We start from the raw sequence: 13,329 nt of genomic DNA, 5'->3' as shown, positions 1-13,329 counted from the left end.
GACGATATCCAGAAGATAAGCCCTTGCATCACGCCGCATAGACGATCTGCCGGGTGCGCTGGATCTCGGCCGCGATGTAGGGGTTCTCCACGGCATCTGCCATGACCAGATCGACTGGGGCGGCGAGGATAGAGCGCAGGGAATCCAGCAAGTCGAAATACGCGTCTGCCAGTTGGTGAGGACTCATTGGACCGAATTCGACGAGCAGATCGACATCGCTGTCGCCGGCCCGAAAATCCTCCCGGAGCGCGGACCCGAAAAGGTACATCCGCGACACACCGGACCGTCGGCAGGCCTCGGCTATGGCTTCTCGCTGGTGTTTCGGCAAGTGAATCACGGCTTTCTCCATTCCGTCCGCATTCTATCCCGCATTCAGCTGCGCTGCATGTAGGCGACGGTCTTGCTGCCGGTCAGGGGATCGAAGCCTCAGCGTGCGCCCGACTTCCCCGCGTCCCTCCCGGTGATCGGCCGGGGATTCTCTCCCTTGCGAGGAAACGAATCGAGATATAAGGGGCAATTCATGAATTGCCCCTACGTTTCGGACAGTCCAGGAGCAGGTTCTTGAAGTTCTGATCGTGCATGCGTCCTGCGGGCCCTCGGTGCGTCAGGTCATCTGCCGTCAGAGCCCAACCCTGGCATGGAGGCACCCCGACCATGCCCCGCTTGCTTGCCTGCCCTTCTCCCGCTCCGTGGCGAGAAGCTATGTGGCATGTGTTACGGGGCGCCTTCCCTACCCGTACTTCGATGGGTCCCGATGCGAAATTTCGCCCGATTGGATTAACTCTGCTGCATTCGGGCTTCGGCGAACTCGCGTATCCGAGCATAGGTCTTCAGCAGCATATCGGTAAACTCTCGCGCCAAGTGGAGGTCAGCAGCGAACGCTGCGGGATCGACCATGTAGTCGTGTATCAGCCGGTTGCGCAGCTTCCTGGCCTGTAGCCACCGCTCGGTGCTCTCAACCACACCAAGTCGCTCAGCCCGATTCAGAACCTCAATCAGACTTCCAGGGGTTTCCGCCAGTGCCAGGAGCCAACGCGGCAAGAGCTTGTCGGCAATGGTGTCCTGCATGCGGCCAAAACGGGACACGAATGCCTCTAGACGCTCGCCCAACTCCGGGTACTGCTCCAGTGACTGGACCCAAGCGGCGTCGATGTCGTGCTGAAACAGTCGACCTTGACTGAACTCGAGGTGTTTCGCCTCGCGCCCAACGACCTCCAGGGTCTGCCGAAAGCGATCTACCGGAAGTAATTCCACGCCGTTCACAATAGGACACCCTGTCGTTGCGCCAGGTCGTAGATATCGCCGGGTTGGACTTGCGGGCCAGCAATCAGTACATCGATCGGCTGATCCCCCATTCGGAGCTGCAAGCGGGCCACCAGTTCCAGCCGCTTACGCTCGGGTTCGGCAATCGGCAGGCCCGGCTCAACGAGAAGGTCGATGTCACCGCCCCGTGCGGAATCGTCTAGCCGCGATCCGAAGAGACGGACGCGCGCCTCAGCGCCAAAAATCTCCCATGTCGTGCGCCGGATGGTCTCAATCTGTTCAGGGGTGAGTCTCATGCCTGCGGTTGGAAAGCGATAAACCAGAAGTGCCTATTCGCGCAGAAGGCTGCGCGCCTAGAAGTACGTCATGGGGCCGGTTCTCCTCCGTGAAGCCGGGCCAGGACCACAGTTCTAGAATACGGCCTCCAGCGACTCGGCGTCGAGGCTGCGGTCGGCCCACAGCTCCAGCGTATCGGTCGAGGCTTCGGTTAGTTTGACTTCGACCCATTCGGACAAAGGGCCGAAGCGGCGAGCGAGCAACCGACGCAAAATCTGGGCTTCGCCTTGGGGGATACCCTTCTCGATCCCTTGCTCTTGGCCGATCAAGATCCCCTTTTTTATCCCAAGTTGTTCGCCTTCCGATCGATAACGTTGTGCGAAGCCCGATAGTGCAACTCGTTCCTTGACGTAGGTCGCCCGTTAGTAGGCCTGTTCCTCGTCGATCGGGTTGGCATAGTAATCGATGAAACTGTGATCGTGGGCGTAGCGCTCGACAGATGAAAGACCTCGCGGTAGATCTCACGCGCCCAGCTTGCTGCGCCAGGCATCGTAGCACTGCGCCAGTTCCCGGCCCGCGTCGATTGCTGCCCTCATGACGGCAAATCGCAGATCATCCTTGTCGGGATACTCATGCGCCAATCGGTTGCGGGTTTCACGCCAACGCATCCAGTCGTCCACGTCCAGATATCCGAGCTTTTCCACGCGATTTAGACGGTCACGCATCGGCCACGCGTCATTCGGTTCAGCGAGTGCGGCCAGGGTCGCAGGAACGAGACGTTGACCAAGGGCGTCCTGTAATTTGGTAAATCGGAACAACAGTTGGTCGACCAGTCGCGTCTTGCCGCGGTCGGCCTCCAGCTCCGCCAGGCTTTGTGCTGGTAAGCGATCCCAGTCCTGCAAGGCCTCCGTCAGCACTTCGAAATGGCGATCCGCTTCCCAAACCGCCGTTGCTAACTGCGGATGCTCTGTCTTCATTTCACTTCGGTCAGTTGGCATCCTTGACGTCGCGCCGCTCGCACTACAGGCCGGTCATCCGGGCAGCCCGATGGCACGATCAGCACATCGATGCGCTGTTCCCCCAGAAGCCGGTATAGCCGGGAAATGAACCTTTGACGCCGCGCCACGAGATCGTCCGGGGCAAGAGCCGTCGGAGTTTCTATCAACAGATCAATATCTCCTCCGCGTCGCGCATCGTCGAGCCGCGATCCGAATAAGGACACGCGGGTACAGGGCACGAAACTTTCACGTGCAGCTTGTTCGATGCAGGCGATTTCACGCTGATTCAATCGCATCGGTGTCGTAGAGGACGGTCCATCATGAACTTCCCGCCCAGCCATCGGCCATCGAAACGAATTGGCGGGATTGGGCATCCCAATGGTTCAGAAGCAAATGTGGTGCAAACCCCATCAGTTCACCTGGTTCGTTGACGTAGGTCGCCCGTTAGCGGGCCTGTTCCTCGTCGGTGAAGTTCGCATGGTAATCGATGAAGTCACCTTATTTCGAGCGCCGGTTCGGAACGCCCGCGAACTGGATCAGCCCGATCTGAGCGGCCGCATAGATGTCGCGGCGGCGCTCGGTCAGAAAATGCATGGTCGGCAGCGCCAAGCGCACGACCAAATCGTCGCTGTCTTGATAGTCGAGCGCCGGCTGTGCAGGGTGGTCGCAGGCGGTGTAGCGAAAATCGAGATCGGCATGCCGATCCTCGCCGAGACGTAAACGATCCGGCCCGGAACCTGATCGCAGGAAGATCGCTACGGAGATCACCCGCTCACTAAATGAAAGCGGGGCCGGTGATGAGTCAGGTCATTTGCAGACAGCGCCTAATCCCGGCGCAGCCGTCCGCAAGCAGCGCCGGTGCAATGACGGACCCGCACCCGCTCTGTAGGCGCCGAGCCCTCTCGGCGAATTGCCATTCGGCCAGGGTATCGATGGTTCGCCCGGAGGGCCGGGCTCCTACAAGAAATGCCCGATGTGCCCGGGGCCTTGGATTCCCGCTCCCGCGGGAATGACGGGTTGGGAGGCGGGGTTCGGGCCGGCGCACGGTCGCGCTGGCGGAGCCGCACCCGCCCTGTAGGCGCCGAGCCCTCTCGGCGTATTGCCATTCGGCCAGGGCATCGGTCGGTTCGCCCGGAGGGCCGGGCTCCTACAAGAAATGCCCGATGTGCCCGGGGCCTTGGATTCCCGCTTGCGCGGGAATGACGGCCTGGGGCGGGGTTCGGGCCGCCGCACGGCCGCGCTGGCGGAGCCGCACCCGCCCTGTAGGCGCCGAGCCCTCTCGGCGAATTGCCATTCGGCCAGGGCATTGGTCGGTTCGCCCGGGGGGCCGGGCTCCTACAAGAAAATGCGCGGATACGGCCAGGGTCCTGGATTCCCGCTTCCGCGAGAATGACGGGGGATGCGGGGTTTGGACCGGCGCACGGTCGCGCTGGCGGAGCCGCACCCGCCCTGTAGGCGCCGAGCCCTCTCGGCGTATTGCCATTCGGCCAGGGTATCGATGGTTCGCCCGGAGGGCCGGGCTCCTACAAGAAATGCCCGATGTGCCCGGGGCGTTGGATTCCCGCTTCCGCGGGAATGACGGGTTGGGAGGCGGGGTTCGGGCCGGCGCACGGTCGCGCTGGCGGAGCTGCACCCGCCCTGTAGGAGCCGAGCCCTCTCGGCGTATTGCCATTCGGCCAGGGCATTGGTCGGTTCGCCCGGAGGGCCGGGCTCCTACAAGAAAATGCGCGGATACGGCCAGGGCGTTGGATTCCCGCTTCCGCGGGAATGACGGCGTGGGGCGGGGTTTGGGCCGGCGCACAGCCGCGCTGGCGGAGCCGCACCCGCCCTGTAGGCGCCGAGCCCTCTCGGCGAATTGGCATTCGGCCAGGGTATCGATGGTTCGCCCGGAGGGCCGGGCTCCTACAGGAAATGCGTAGGCTCTGCCGGACCCTTGGATTCCCGCTTGCGCGGGAATGACGGCCTGGGGCGGGGTTCGGGCCGGCGCACGGCCCCCAGCGACACGGCGTCGGGGTTGCGGTCAGGACGGGAGGGGCACCATTGAAGTGCCCCTTATCTGAGCGCGGGTCGCTGGGCAGGAGGTTCAGCGCGGGTTCGGGTGTCCGTCGTCGCAAGCGGTAGCGAGCTCGCAACCATTGATCACGGCCTTCGGGCACTCCGAAACATCACGTCCACAATACCCGATGAACGGTGACCGTGGTGTCAGGGTCCAGAACAGCAATGCGACGGCGATGAAGCTGTAGGTCAGTGCTGGTTCGGGAACGCGGAAGTGAGCACCCAGGACCCCGACGGCGCAGAACACGATGTTGACGGCGACCAACGTACAGGTCGTCGCGGAAGGCGTCATTCCGTGGGCTTGCAGGATGTGATGCAGGTGGTCGCGGGCACCGGAAAACGGGCTGACACCGCGCTTCAGCGGGCGTTGAATCATCAACCTCAGCGTATCGATGACAGGCAGGCCGAGAATCCACAATACCGCTGCCGGCGGCAGCGCCTTTTGCTCACCCTGACTCAAGCTGATGGCATACCACGCAAGACAGACCCCAAGGATCATACTGCCGCTATCGCCAAGGAAGGCCTGCGCCCGCGGATTGAACGGATGGCGCGAATTCACGACCAGAAAACCCACCACGGCCGCGATGATCACGGGCAGTTCGGGCGGGAAAGCGCCGGTCGACAGCCAGGCCGCCAACAGCAGGGCCGTTAGACTGCTCGCGACGTGGGCCGCCGCGAGACCATCGACGCCGTCCGCCATGTTGATGGCGTTGACCAGGCCCACGCCGCAGAGGATCGTGAAGGCCAGACTGCCGGCGGCACCCAGTTCGATGGGGCCGAAACCGAACAGGTTGCCCAGATCGGTCACGCCATGGCCGGCGATATAAACCATCGCCACCAGGATGGCCGTCATGGCGCCCAGCCGCATTCTTGCCGAGAGCCCCCGCCGGTCGTCCACCGCACCGACCAGGCCGGTCACGATCAGAAACGGCAGGATCGTGGCGGGCCACCAGCCGCTGAGCATCACGATCGCCGCTGCGAACAGGATCGCCGGCCCGCCGGTCAGTGGCGTCACGCAATCGTGGGCCTTACGCCCCTGGGGCTTGTCGACGAGGCCGAGTGCGGCAGCCGGCAGCTCCAGCAACCAGACCAGGGTCACGGTCAACAGCAGCGCCGTGACGCAGGAAGTCCACAGGGGGTGAGACAGAACCGTGAGTGAAACCAGCAGGACGTTGAGTGCCAACAAGCAGGCAGTGCGTTGCGCGGGGGCACTGTCGACCTTGAGTCGGTACTGCGGCACGGTCGGCCTGAAACGCGGCGAACGACCGAGACGCCATTCATGCCCCGATAGCAGACGGGGCCGCTTTGAAGCAGAAATCAGCGACTTCAAATACGACATATCGGCAAAAACTCCATTCCGCCTTAGTCCATGCGCAGTATACGGTTAACTCGATCTGGGCACCATTCGCATGATGATGCGTAGGCAGGTTCCTACGTCTTGTAGTGCGCACCCCTACCGTCCGAATTCCCGATCCCCACGCGGCTGCGTCGCAGTCGCTAGCCTAGAATGCCTAGTCGTGCTATTAATGTGCGGCCTGTCTCGCGTCACTTAGACCCTTTACCGGATGAGCGCCATCGCGACTCACGAATCCGCCCGCGTTCGCACGGTGATCGTTGAAGACGATCCCGTCATTTCTCGCTTCATTCAGCATTGCATCTCCCGGCACCAACGGGCCGAGTTCGTCGGCGCGTTCGCCTGCCTGCACGATCTGCTGCGCACAACCGATATCAGTCCCGATCTTCTGTTGCTCGATCTTGGCCTGCCGGACATCGGAGGACTCGACTCGATCCCGTTGCTCCGGGCCCGGTTCGCCGAGGCGAAAGTGGTGGTGATCACGGGAAGCCAAGGGGAAGGCATGGTGCTCGGTGCGCTGCGCGAAGGCGCCTCGGGCTACATCGTGAAGACCGGCAGTTCGCGTGATGTTGCCGACAACGTCGACCGTGTCCTCGACGGCGATACCGTGATCTCGCGCCCAGCGCTCGATACGCTGCTGAATGCGATCCGCTCCGAGACATCCGATCTGAATCAGCTGACGAACCGTGAACGGGAGGCGCTGTTGCTGCTGCGATCCGGACAGTCTTACAAGCAGGCCGCCCACACGATGGGCGTCAGCATCAACACCCTGCGCACGCATGTTCGGACGCTGTACCGCAAGCTCGGCGTTCGTTCGATCGTCGAAGCGTCCACCAAGACACAAGGCGGCGTGGTCGAGCCCTCCACGCGCAACTGAGCCCGCACCAGCGGGCTACCTCGCGCCTGCCCGGCCCGCAACCATCGTTCTCCCGGTAATCGCTCGCGGCTTGTTAGCCAATAGGGCTTCTGGCATGCTAGGACCCGATGGTTGCGAAATTACATCTTTTTTGCTCTTTTCAGCAACACGACGGACTCGAGAACCCGAAGCCTTCGTGAGCGGAACCGCCCTCCGAGCCGCTCTGAGACGTTACGTACCGATCACCCAGTCATTGCGACGCGAAACAAGGAGTCTTACATGAGGAAAAGTGCCCTGATTACATCCGCCCTGCTCAGTGCGCTGGCTACCGGGCCAGTCGCAGCGCAGAGCGCTACCGATGCAACCGGCATGAGCCCGGCCGACGAAACGATGGTTGCCGACCCGATGGCAACGGGAACCGAAGCGGCCCCGGCCGCCTCCGATACCGCTGCGGCGGCGATGACCTCGACCTACACCTGTCCGGATGGCACCTCGGTCGCCACGGCCGATGCCCAGTGTGCCGACGACCGCTGGTACCTCGCCCCCTTTGCGACCTTCATGCAGCCCGGCGGCGACCGCAAGGCCTTCGGTGCCTGGGGTGGCGGCATGGGCATCGGCAAGGTCATCAACGAATGGTTGAATCTGGAAATCCGCGGGTTCTGGATGAACTATTCCAATAACCGACCGGGGGTCGGCGGCCAGACCGACGTCACGGGCGGATCGGCCGATGCGTTGTTCTTCTTCGACCGCGATGTCTTTTCGCCGTATGCGGTGGCCAGCCTTGGCGCGAACAACACCAGCTATCGCACGGCGTTCGGCTCGGGCAACACCCAGCCGATGTTCCAGTGGCAGTTCGGTGTGGGCGCCACGTATGAATTGGCCGACAACTTCCTGCTCCGCAGCGACGTGCGCTACCAGGGCATGTTCCAGAACGGTAACACCATCGCCCAGGGCGGCAATTACAACGCCTCGGTGCTGAACGATCTGGTCGTGAACGCGGGCTTCGTGATCCCGCTGGGCGAGAAGCCGGTGCCGGTGGCGGCGGCAGCGCCGGCGGCGGTTGACGACTGCTCGACGAAGGATTCGGACGGCGACGGCGTCAACGACTGCGACGACAAGTGCCCGGGCACGATGAAGGGCGCCAAGGTCGACGAGTACGGCTGCTTGGTCCGCATCGAACTGCGCGGTGTGAACTTCCACTACGACTCGGCGGAACTGACCGAGACGGCGAAGGGCATCCTGGACGAAGTGTCGACCGGTCTGATCGCCTCGGGCGAGACCAAGGACATCGAAGTGCAGGGCCACACCAGCACCGAGGGTACGGACCAGTACAACATGAAGCTGTCGCAGCGTCGCGCGGCGTCGGTGGTCGACTACCTGAAGATGAAGGGCGTGCCGAACAACCTGTACCCGAAGGGCTACGGCGAGATGTACCCGAAGGTATCGCCGGACCGCACCGAGGAAGAGCGTTCGGTTAACCGTCGCGTGGAACTGGTCTGGATGGGCGAATAACGCCTGACGGGTCAGGACCGAATCAGGCCCACGGAAGGGTCCGGACAAACCCGCCGCATGGCGGGTTTGTCTTTTGTGGGGCGGTCGCACGCGTGTTCCTCCCCCCGAAGCCCGCGCCTTGCACATTCTCCCCGTCAAGCGCACTCGCACAAATTGACGATACCCCGCGGCTCGAAGGTTTTGTAGCCTTGCGTCCGTGTAACGCCGCATTCCCCCCCAAATCTTCTGCTATTCGCCGCCTCGACTAGTGGAAGGCGCGTGCGTTACACACTACCTGCTCCGCACCCGCGCGTTTTCGATTCCCCGCATACACTCAGCCGACACGGCCTCGCCGTGATTTCGTGCGCACGGCGCACGAACCGCGGTTACGCAATTCCTCAGCCGTGCGCTGTGCGCACGACACGCGCAATCCGGCAGCGGTTCTCAAGGAACAATCTGGGCTTCGGCCGGGCGCGGGTTGTAGGTCTTGCCCCGGGCCTTGACGATCCAGCCACCGCCCATGGCCCGATACAACTGGATCGTGGCGACGAAGGTTTCGCGCTGCGCAAACAGCAGGTCGATCTGCGCCTCGTAGAGCTGCCGGAGCGAGTCCAGCACGGTGATGAAGTCGGTATAGCCTTCGTCGTAGCGCAACTTCGCGAGCCGATAATACTGATCGACCGAGGCGACGCGCTGCGACTGGTGGTCGCGCCGCTCCTTCGCCTTGCGGCTGTCGACCAGCGCATTCTCGAACTCCCGGAAAGCATTGATGATGGCCTGACGGTAGGCGGCAACGGTTTGGCGCTGCACCGCCTCGGCCGCCTGCACCTCGCCGGCGAGTCGCCCGGCGGTGAAGATCGGCAGCAGGGCGTTGGAACCGACGGTCCAGAAGTTGGCATTGGGCGACATGATGTTGCCCAGGTCCTGGCTGACCTGCCCGATATCGCCGGTCAGGAAGATGCGCGGGAAGAACAGGCCGCGCGCGACGCCGATGCGGGCGTTCGCGGCGATCAGGGCCTGCTCGGCCTGGCGGATGTCGGGACGGCGCCCCAGCAAATCGGACGGCAAACCGGCCGGCACGGCGGGCATCTTCAGTTCGTCCAGCGTCAGCCCACGGATGATCGTGCCCGGATTCTCGCCGAGCAACACCTTGAGAGCGTGTTCGGTCTCGGCAATCGTCTGCTCGACCAGCGGCAGGTTGGCACTGCGGCGCTCGAGTTCCGAACGCACCTGCTCGACCTCGAGCTGCGACGTAAAGCCCTCCCGGAACCGGGCCTCGGCGATGCGTAACTGTTCCCGCAGGATCCCCATGATCTCCAGCGTGATGTCGCGGTTCTTGTCCAGTTCGCGCAGCACGATGTAGGTCTGCGCAACCTGGCTGACCAGCGTCAGGATCACGCCTTGCTCAAAGGCTTCCTGCGCCAGCAAGTCGGCGCGCGCGGCTTCCTTGGTCCGGCGCAGCTTGCCCCAGACGTCGATCTCCCATTCCATCGTCGCCGCGAGCTGGCCAATGTTGGTATCGGGAATGCCCCCGAACAGGGCCGGATCGACGCCGAACTGACCGGCGGAAATCTGCTGCCGGCGATACGCCGCCTGGCCATAGATCTGCGGGAACAGGATGGAACGGGCCGACCCGTACAAACCCATGAACTGATCGACCCGGGCCGCGGCGACCTGCAGATCGAGGTTGCCGCGCAGGGCGCGTTCGATCAGCGCATCGAGACGGCGATCGCCCAGTTGCTCCCACCAGGCCGTGTTCGTGACATCCTTCACTTCCTTGACCCCGAAACGCCATTTCGCCGGGACAGCCTTGGGCAGGGGCTCGTAATCCGGCCCCACCTTCCAGGAGCACCCGGCGGCCAACAGGCCGGCCATCAGGAAAAAGACGAGACTGGCGCGCACCATCAACCGTTCTTGGCAGCCGAGCCCTGGGCGCGCTGGCGCAGCCGCTCGACGAGGGTGAACGACACCGGAATCAGGAACACGGCGATGAACGAGGCCGCGATCAGGCCGCCGAGAACCGCAAAGCCCATCGCCTGCCGCGCCAGCGCACCCGCCCCCGACGCGAGACACAGAGGCAGGAAGCCCAGAATGCTGGCGAGACTGGTCATCAGAATGGGCCGCAGCCGTAGCCGCGCCGCCTCCAGCGCCGCGTCGACCAGGGGCTTACCCTGTTCGACCCCGGACTTCGCGAACTCGACGATCAGGATCGCGTTCTTAGCGGCGAGTCCGATCAGCATCACCAGCGCGATCTGCGCATAGATGTTGTTCTCGTAACGGCCGACCATCAGCGCGAAGAACGCTCCGAACACCGCGATCGGCGTCCCCAGCAACACGCTGAAGGGCAGGCTCCAGCTCTCGTACTGCGCGGCCAGGATCAGGAACACGGCCAACAACGAAAACGCGAAGATGGCCAGGGGCGAAATCCCCTGCTGCGCCTTCTTCTCCTGGTAACTCATGCCCAGATAGTCGTAGCCCATCTCCTGCTTCGGCATGGTGTCGGCGAAGACCTCTTCCAGCGCCCGCATCGCCTGCAGCGAGCTGTAACCGGGGCTCGCGGCGGCGTTGATCTGTGCGCTGCGATACAGGTTGTAGCGCATCGTGAATTCCGGCCCCAGCGTGTTCCGCACGCTGGTCAGCGCCGCCAGCGGGACCATGCCCCCTTCCCTGCTGCGCACGTAGAACTGGCCCAGCTGGTTGGCATCGGTGCGGAATTCGCCCTCGGCCTGCACATAAATCTGCCATTGCCGGCCGAAGCGGTTGAAATAATTGACGAAGCCGCTGCCCATGAAACATTGGAGGGTCTGATAGACGTCCGCGAGGTTGACGCCGCGCGTCAGCACTTTGTCGCGGTCGACGTCGACGAAGGCCTGCGGAATCGTCGGCAGAAAGGTCGTGCTGACCGAAGCGAGCTCCGGCCGCTGCCGCGCCGCCTCGAGGAAGCGTTGGACGTTGTCGGACAGGAAGGCCAGGTCTCGGCCGGCGCGGTCCTGCAACAAAAAGGTCACGCCGCCGGAAGTGCCGATGCCGGGAATGGCCGGGGGCGAGAACGCGAAGCCGATCGCCTGGCTCAGCTGCCGCATCCGGCCATTGATCCGCATCTTGATCGCCTCGTACTGCTCCTCGGGCGCGGTGCGCTGCTCCCAGTCCTTCAGCGCGATGAAGAAGAAGGCGCTGTAGGTATTGGTGACCTGGCTCAGCATGTTGTAGCCGATCACCGACGAATAGCTTTCGACGCCGGGCGTCTCGGCCAGGATGCTTTCGACCTGCCGCACCACGTCGTCCGTCCGCTGCAGCGACGCCGCGTTCGGGAGCTGGATGCCGGCGAACAGATAGCCCTGGTCCTCCTCCGGCAAAAACCCGGTCGGCAGGCCCTTCCCGATCAGGCCGGACAGCGCGGCGATGCCGAGCAGTAGCAGCACGCTGATCAGGCTCTTGCGGATCAGAAACCCGCACACACCGACATACCCGTTGGTCGCGATGCCGAAGGCGCGATTGAACGCATCGTAGAAGCGCTGCATCAGTCCGGCGTGCTGCCGCGGGCGCAGCAGCAGTGCTGACAGCGCTGGACTCAAGGTCAGCGCGTTGAAGGTCGAGATCATCACCGACACGCCGACGGTGACCGCAAACTGCTGGTACAGGCTGCCCGAGATGCCTGGGATGAACGCCGTCGGCAGGAACACCGCGATCAGCACGAGGCTGGTGGCCACGACGGGCCCCGAGACTTCGGCCATGGCCTTCAACGTCGCCTCACGCGGCGACAGCCCCTGTTCGATCTGATGTTCGACCGCCTCGACCACGACGATGGCATCATCGACCACCAGACCGATCGCCAGCACCAGCCCGAGCAGCGACAGCGTGTTGATCGAGAACCCCAGCATCGGGAACAGCAGGAAGGTGCCGATCAACGACACCGGCACCGCCAGCAACGGGATCAGCGTCGCGCGCCAGCCCTGCAGGAACAGGAACACCACCAGGATCACGAGGATCAGCGCCTCGTACAGCGTCTGCACGATCTCTTCCATGCCGGCGGTCACGGCCAGCGTCGTGTCCAGCGCGACCATGTAGTCGAGATCGGCCGGGAAACGCTGCTTCAGCTCGCTCATCAGCTGTTTCGCCCCGTTCGCCGCATCCAGCGCGTTCGAACCCGGCTGCTGGTACAGGGCCACCAGCGCGGCCGGCTTCCCGTTCAAGCGGCCGCGCATGTCGTAGGTCTGCGCGCCCAGTTCGATGCGGCCGACATCCCTGATGCGGACCAACGACCCGCTGGGGTTCGCGCGCAGCACGATATTGCCGAATTCCTCCTCGGTCACGAGCCGGCCCTGCGCACGCACCGCGTAGGTGAACTCCTGGCCGGGCGGCACCGGTTCACCACCGATCCGGCCAGCCGGATTGACGGTGTTCTGGGCGTCGATCGCGGCCATGATCTCGGGAATCGTGATGTTCAGCTTCGCCAGTTGATCCGGCTTGACCCAGATCCGCATCGCATACTGCCCTGCGCCGAACACCGTGACACTGGCGATGCCCTGAATGCGGGTCATCTGGTCATTGATGTTGATGTAGGCATAGTTGGCCAGAAAAACACTGTCGTAGGTGCCGTTCGGCGAGTACAGCGCGAACATCAGCAGCGGCGAAGCCGTCGATTTCTCGACCTTGATGCCGAAGTTCCTGACTTCGACCGGGAGCTGCGACTCGGCCTGCGACTTCCGCATCTGGCTCAGGATCAGGCCGGTGTCGGGATCCGAATCGACGTCGAAATTGACGCGCAGCGTGGCCTGCCCGTTGTTGGCGTTGACCGAGTACATGTAATTCATGTTGTCGACGCCGGACATCTGCTGCTCGATCGGCGTCGCGACCGACTGCTCGACGGTGACGGCATCCGCTCCCGTGAAGGTGGTCGAGATCTGGACCTCGGGCGGAACGATGTCGGGATATTGGGAGATGGGCAGCCCGGCCATTGCGACGAGGCCGAGCAACACCAGGAAGATCGACAGGACGATCGCGACCGTCGGCCGGTTGACGAAGAATTGCGCCAT

The 13,329-nt window shown here is 63.4% G+C and carries 12 protein-coding genes; 2 read left to right on the top strand and 10 right to left on the bottom strand.

Translation table 11 applies throughout. From position 1 onward, the window contains the following. Nucleotides 1-28: 28 nt before the first annotated feature. From BWR02_RS04955 to BWR02_RS04920, 8 genes are all read right to left on the bottom strand, one after another. Nucleotides 29-337, bottom strand: coding sequence for a nucleotidyltransferase family protein (locus tag BWR02_RS04955; protein ID WP_201276156.1), 309 nt, complete (start codon nucleotides 335-337; stop codon nucleotides 29-31). Nucleotides 338-777: 440 nt separating this feature from the next. Next, complete coding sequence (locus BWR02_RS04950) at nucleotides 778-1,254, bottom strand: hypothetical protein (protein ID WP_201276155.1); 477 nt, start codon at nucleotides 1,252-1,254, stop codon at nucleotides 778-780. 5 nt (nucleotides 1,255-1,259) lie between these two features. After that, on the bottom strand, nucleotides 1,260-1,559 hold the full coding sequence (locus BWR02_RS04945) for a nucleotidyltransferase domain-containing protein (RefSeq protein WP_129885028.1): 300 nt from the start codon (nucleotides 1,557-1,559) through the stop codon (nucleotides 1,260-1,262). A 114-nt stretch (nucleotides 1,560-1,673) separates the two neighbouring features. Beyond that, nucleotides 1,674-1,868: a DUF4351 domain-containing protein gene (locus BWR02_RS04940; RefSeq protein ID WP_162560019.1), complete on the bottom strand. Its 195-nt coding sequence runs from the start codon at nucleotides 1,866-1,868 to the stop codon at nucleotides 1,674-1,676. Nucleotides 1,869-2,060: 192 nt separating this feature from the next. Further along, nucleotides 2,061-2,516: a hypothetical protein gene (locus BWR02_RS04935; RefSeq protein ID WP_139556643.1), complete on the bottom strand. Its 456-nt coding sequence runs from the start codon at nucleotides 2,514-2,516 to the stop codon at nucleotides 2,061-2,063. Beyond that, the gene (locus tag BWR02_RS04930) at nucleotides 2,513-2,833 is read right to left on the bottom strand and encodes a nucleotidyltransferase family protein (RefSeq protein WP_139556642.1); all 321 of its coding nucleotides are present in this window, start codon (nucleotides 2,831-2,833) and stop codon (nucleotides 2,513-2,515) included. Before BWR02_RS04930 ends, BWR02_RS04935 begins: the two co-directional genes overlap by 4 nt. A 202-nt stretch (nucleotides 2,834-3,035) precedes the next feature. Beyond that, complete coding sequence (locus tag BWR02_RS04925) at nucleotides 3,036-3,305, bottom strand: hypothetical protein (protein WP_139556641.1); 270 nt, start codon at nucleotides 3,303-3,305, stop codon at nucleotides 3,036-3,038. 1,315 nt (nucleotides 3,306-4,620) lie between these two features. Beyond that, a complete protein-coding gene (locus BWR02_RS04920; RefSeq protein ID WP_139556640.1) occupies nucleotides 4,621-5,931 on the bottom strand; it encodes an MraY family glycosyltransferase in 1,311 nt (436 codons plus the stop codon). A gap of 226 nt (nucleotides 5,932-6,157) precedes the next feature. Here BWR02_RS04920 and BWR02_RS04915 point away from each other — a divergent pair, with 226 nt between their 5' ends. Both BWR02_RS04915 and BWR02_RS04910 read left to right on the top strand, forming a co-directional pair. Further along, nucleotides 6,158-6,823, top strand: coding sequence for a response regulator (locus BWR02_RS04915; protein WP_139556639.1), 666 nt, complete (start codon nucleotides 6,158-6,160; stop codon nucleotides 6,821-6,823). A gap of 258 nt (nucleotides 6,824-7,081) precedes the next feature. Further along, the gene (locus BWR02_RS04910) at nucleotides 7,082-8,314 is read left to right on the top strand and encodes an OmpA family protein (RefSeq protein WP_236101930.1); all 1,233 of its coding nucleotides are present in this window, start codon (nucleotides 7,082-7,084) and stop codon (nucleotides 8,312-8,314) included. A 423-nt stretch (nucleotides 8,315-8,737) separates the two neighbouring features. Here the strand turns inward: BWR02_RS04910 and BWR02_RS04905 are convergent, their stop codons facing one another. Then, the gene (locus BWR02_RS04905; RefSeq protein ID WP_162560018.1) at nucleotides 8,738-10,195 is read right to left on the bottom strand and encodes an efflux transporter outer membrane subunit; all 1,458 of its coding nucleotides are present in this window, start codon (nucleotides 10,193-10,195) and stop codon (nucleotides 8,738-8,740) included. A 2-nt stretch (nucleotides 10,196-10,197) separates the two neighbouring features. Beyond that, complete coding sequence (locus BWR02_RS04900; protein WP_139556637.1) at nucleotides 10,198-13,329, bottom strand: efflux RND transporter permease subunit; 3,132 nt, start codon at nucleotides 13,327-13,329, stop codon at nucleotides 10,198-10,200.

Source organism: Methylotetracoccus oryzae, assembly GCF_006175985.1.
GTDB classification, from domain to species: Bacteria; Pseudomonadota; Gammaproteobacteria; order Methylococcales; family Methylococcaceae; genus Methylotetracoccus; species Methylotetracoccus oryzae.
Note: the sequence above shows the minus strand (reverse complement) of the source record. Positions and strands in the feature narration are given on the sequence as shown.

What these genes read in the sequence shown, in the direction of transcription:
- BWR02_RS04910 (WP_236101930.1), top strand. Translation starts at nt 7,082, where the DNA reads ATGAGGAAAAGTGCCCTGATTACATCCGCCCTGCTCAGTGCGCTGGCT.
- BWR02_RS04900 (WP_139556637.1), bottom strand. Translation starts at nt 13,329, where the DNA reads ATGGCGCAATTCTTCGTCAACCGGCCGACGGTCGCGATCGTCCTGTCG.
- BWR02_RS04935 (WP_139556643.1), bottom strand. Translation starts at nt 2,516, where the DNA reads ATGAAGACAGAGCATCCGCAGTTAGCAACGGCGGTTTGGGAAGCGGAT.
- BWR02_RS04920 (WP_139556640.1), bottom strand. Translation starts at nt 5,931, where the DNA reads ATGTCGTATTTGAAGTCGCTGATTTCTGCTTCAAAGCGGCCCCGTCTG.
- BWR02_RS04915 (WP_139556639.1), top strand. Translation starts at nt 6,158, where the DNA reads ATGAGCGCCATCGCGACTCACGAATCCGCCCGCGTTCGCACGGTGATC.
- BWR02_RS04930 (WP_139556642.1), bottom strand. Translation starts at nt 2,833, where the DNA reads ATGCGATTGAATCAGCGTGAAATCGCCTGCATCGAACAAGCTGCACGT.
- BWR02_RS04945 (WP_129885028.1), bottom strand. Translation starts at nt 1,559, where the DNA reads ATGAGACTCACCCCTGAACAGATTGAGACCATCCGGCGCACGACATGG.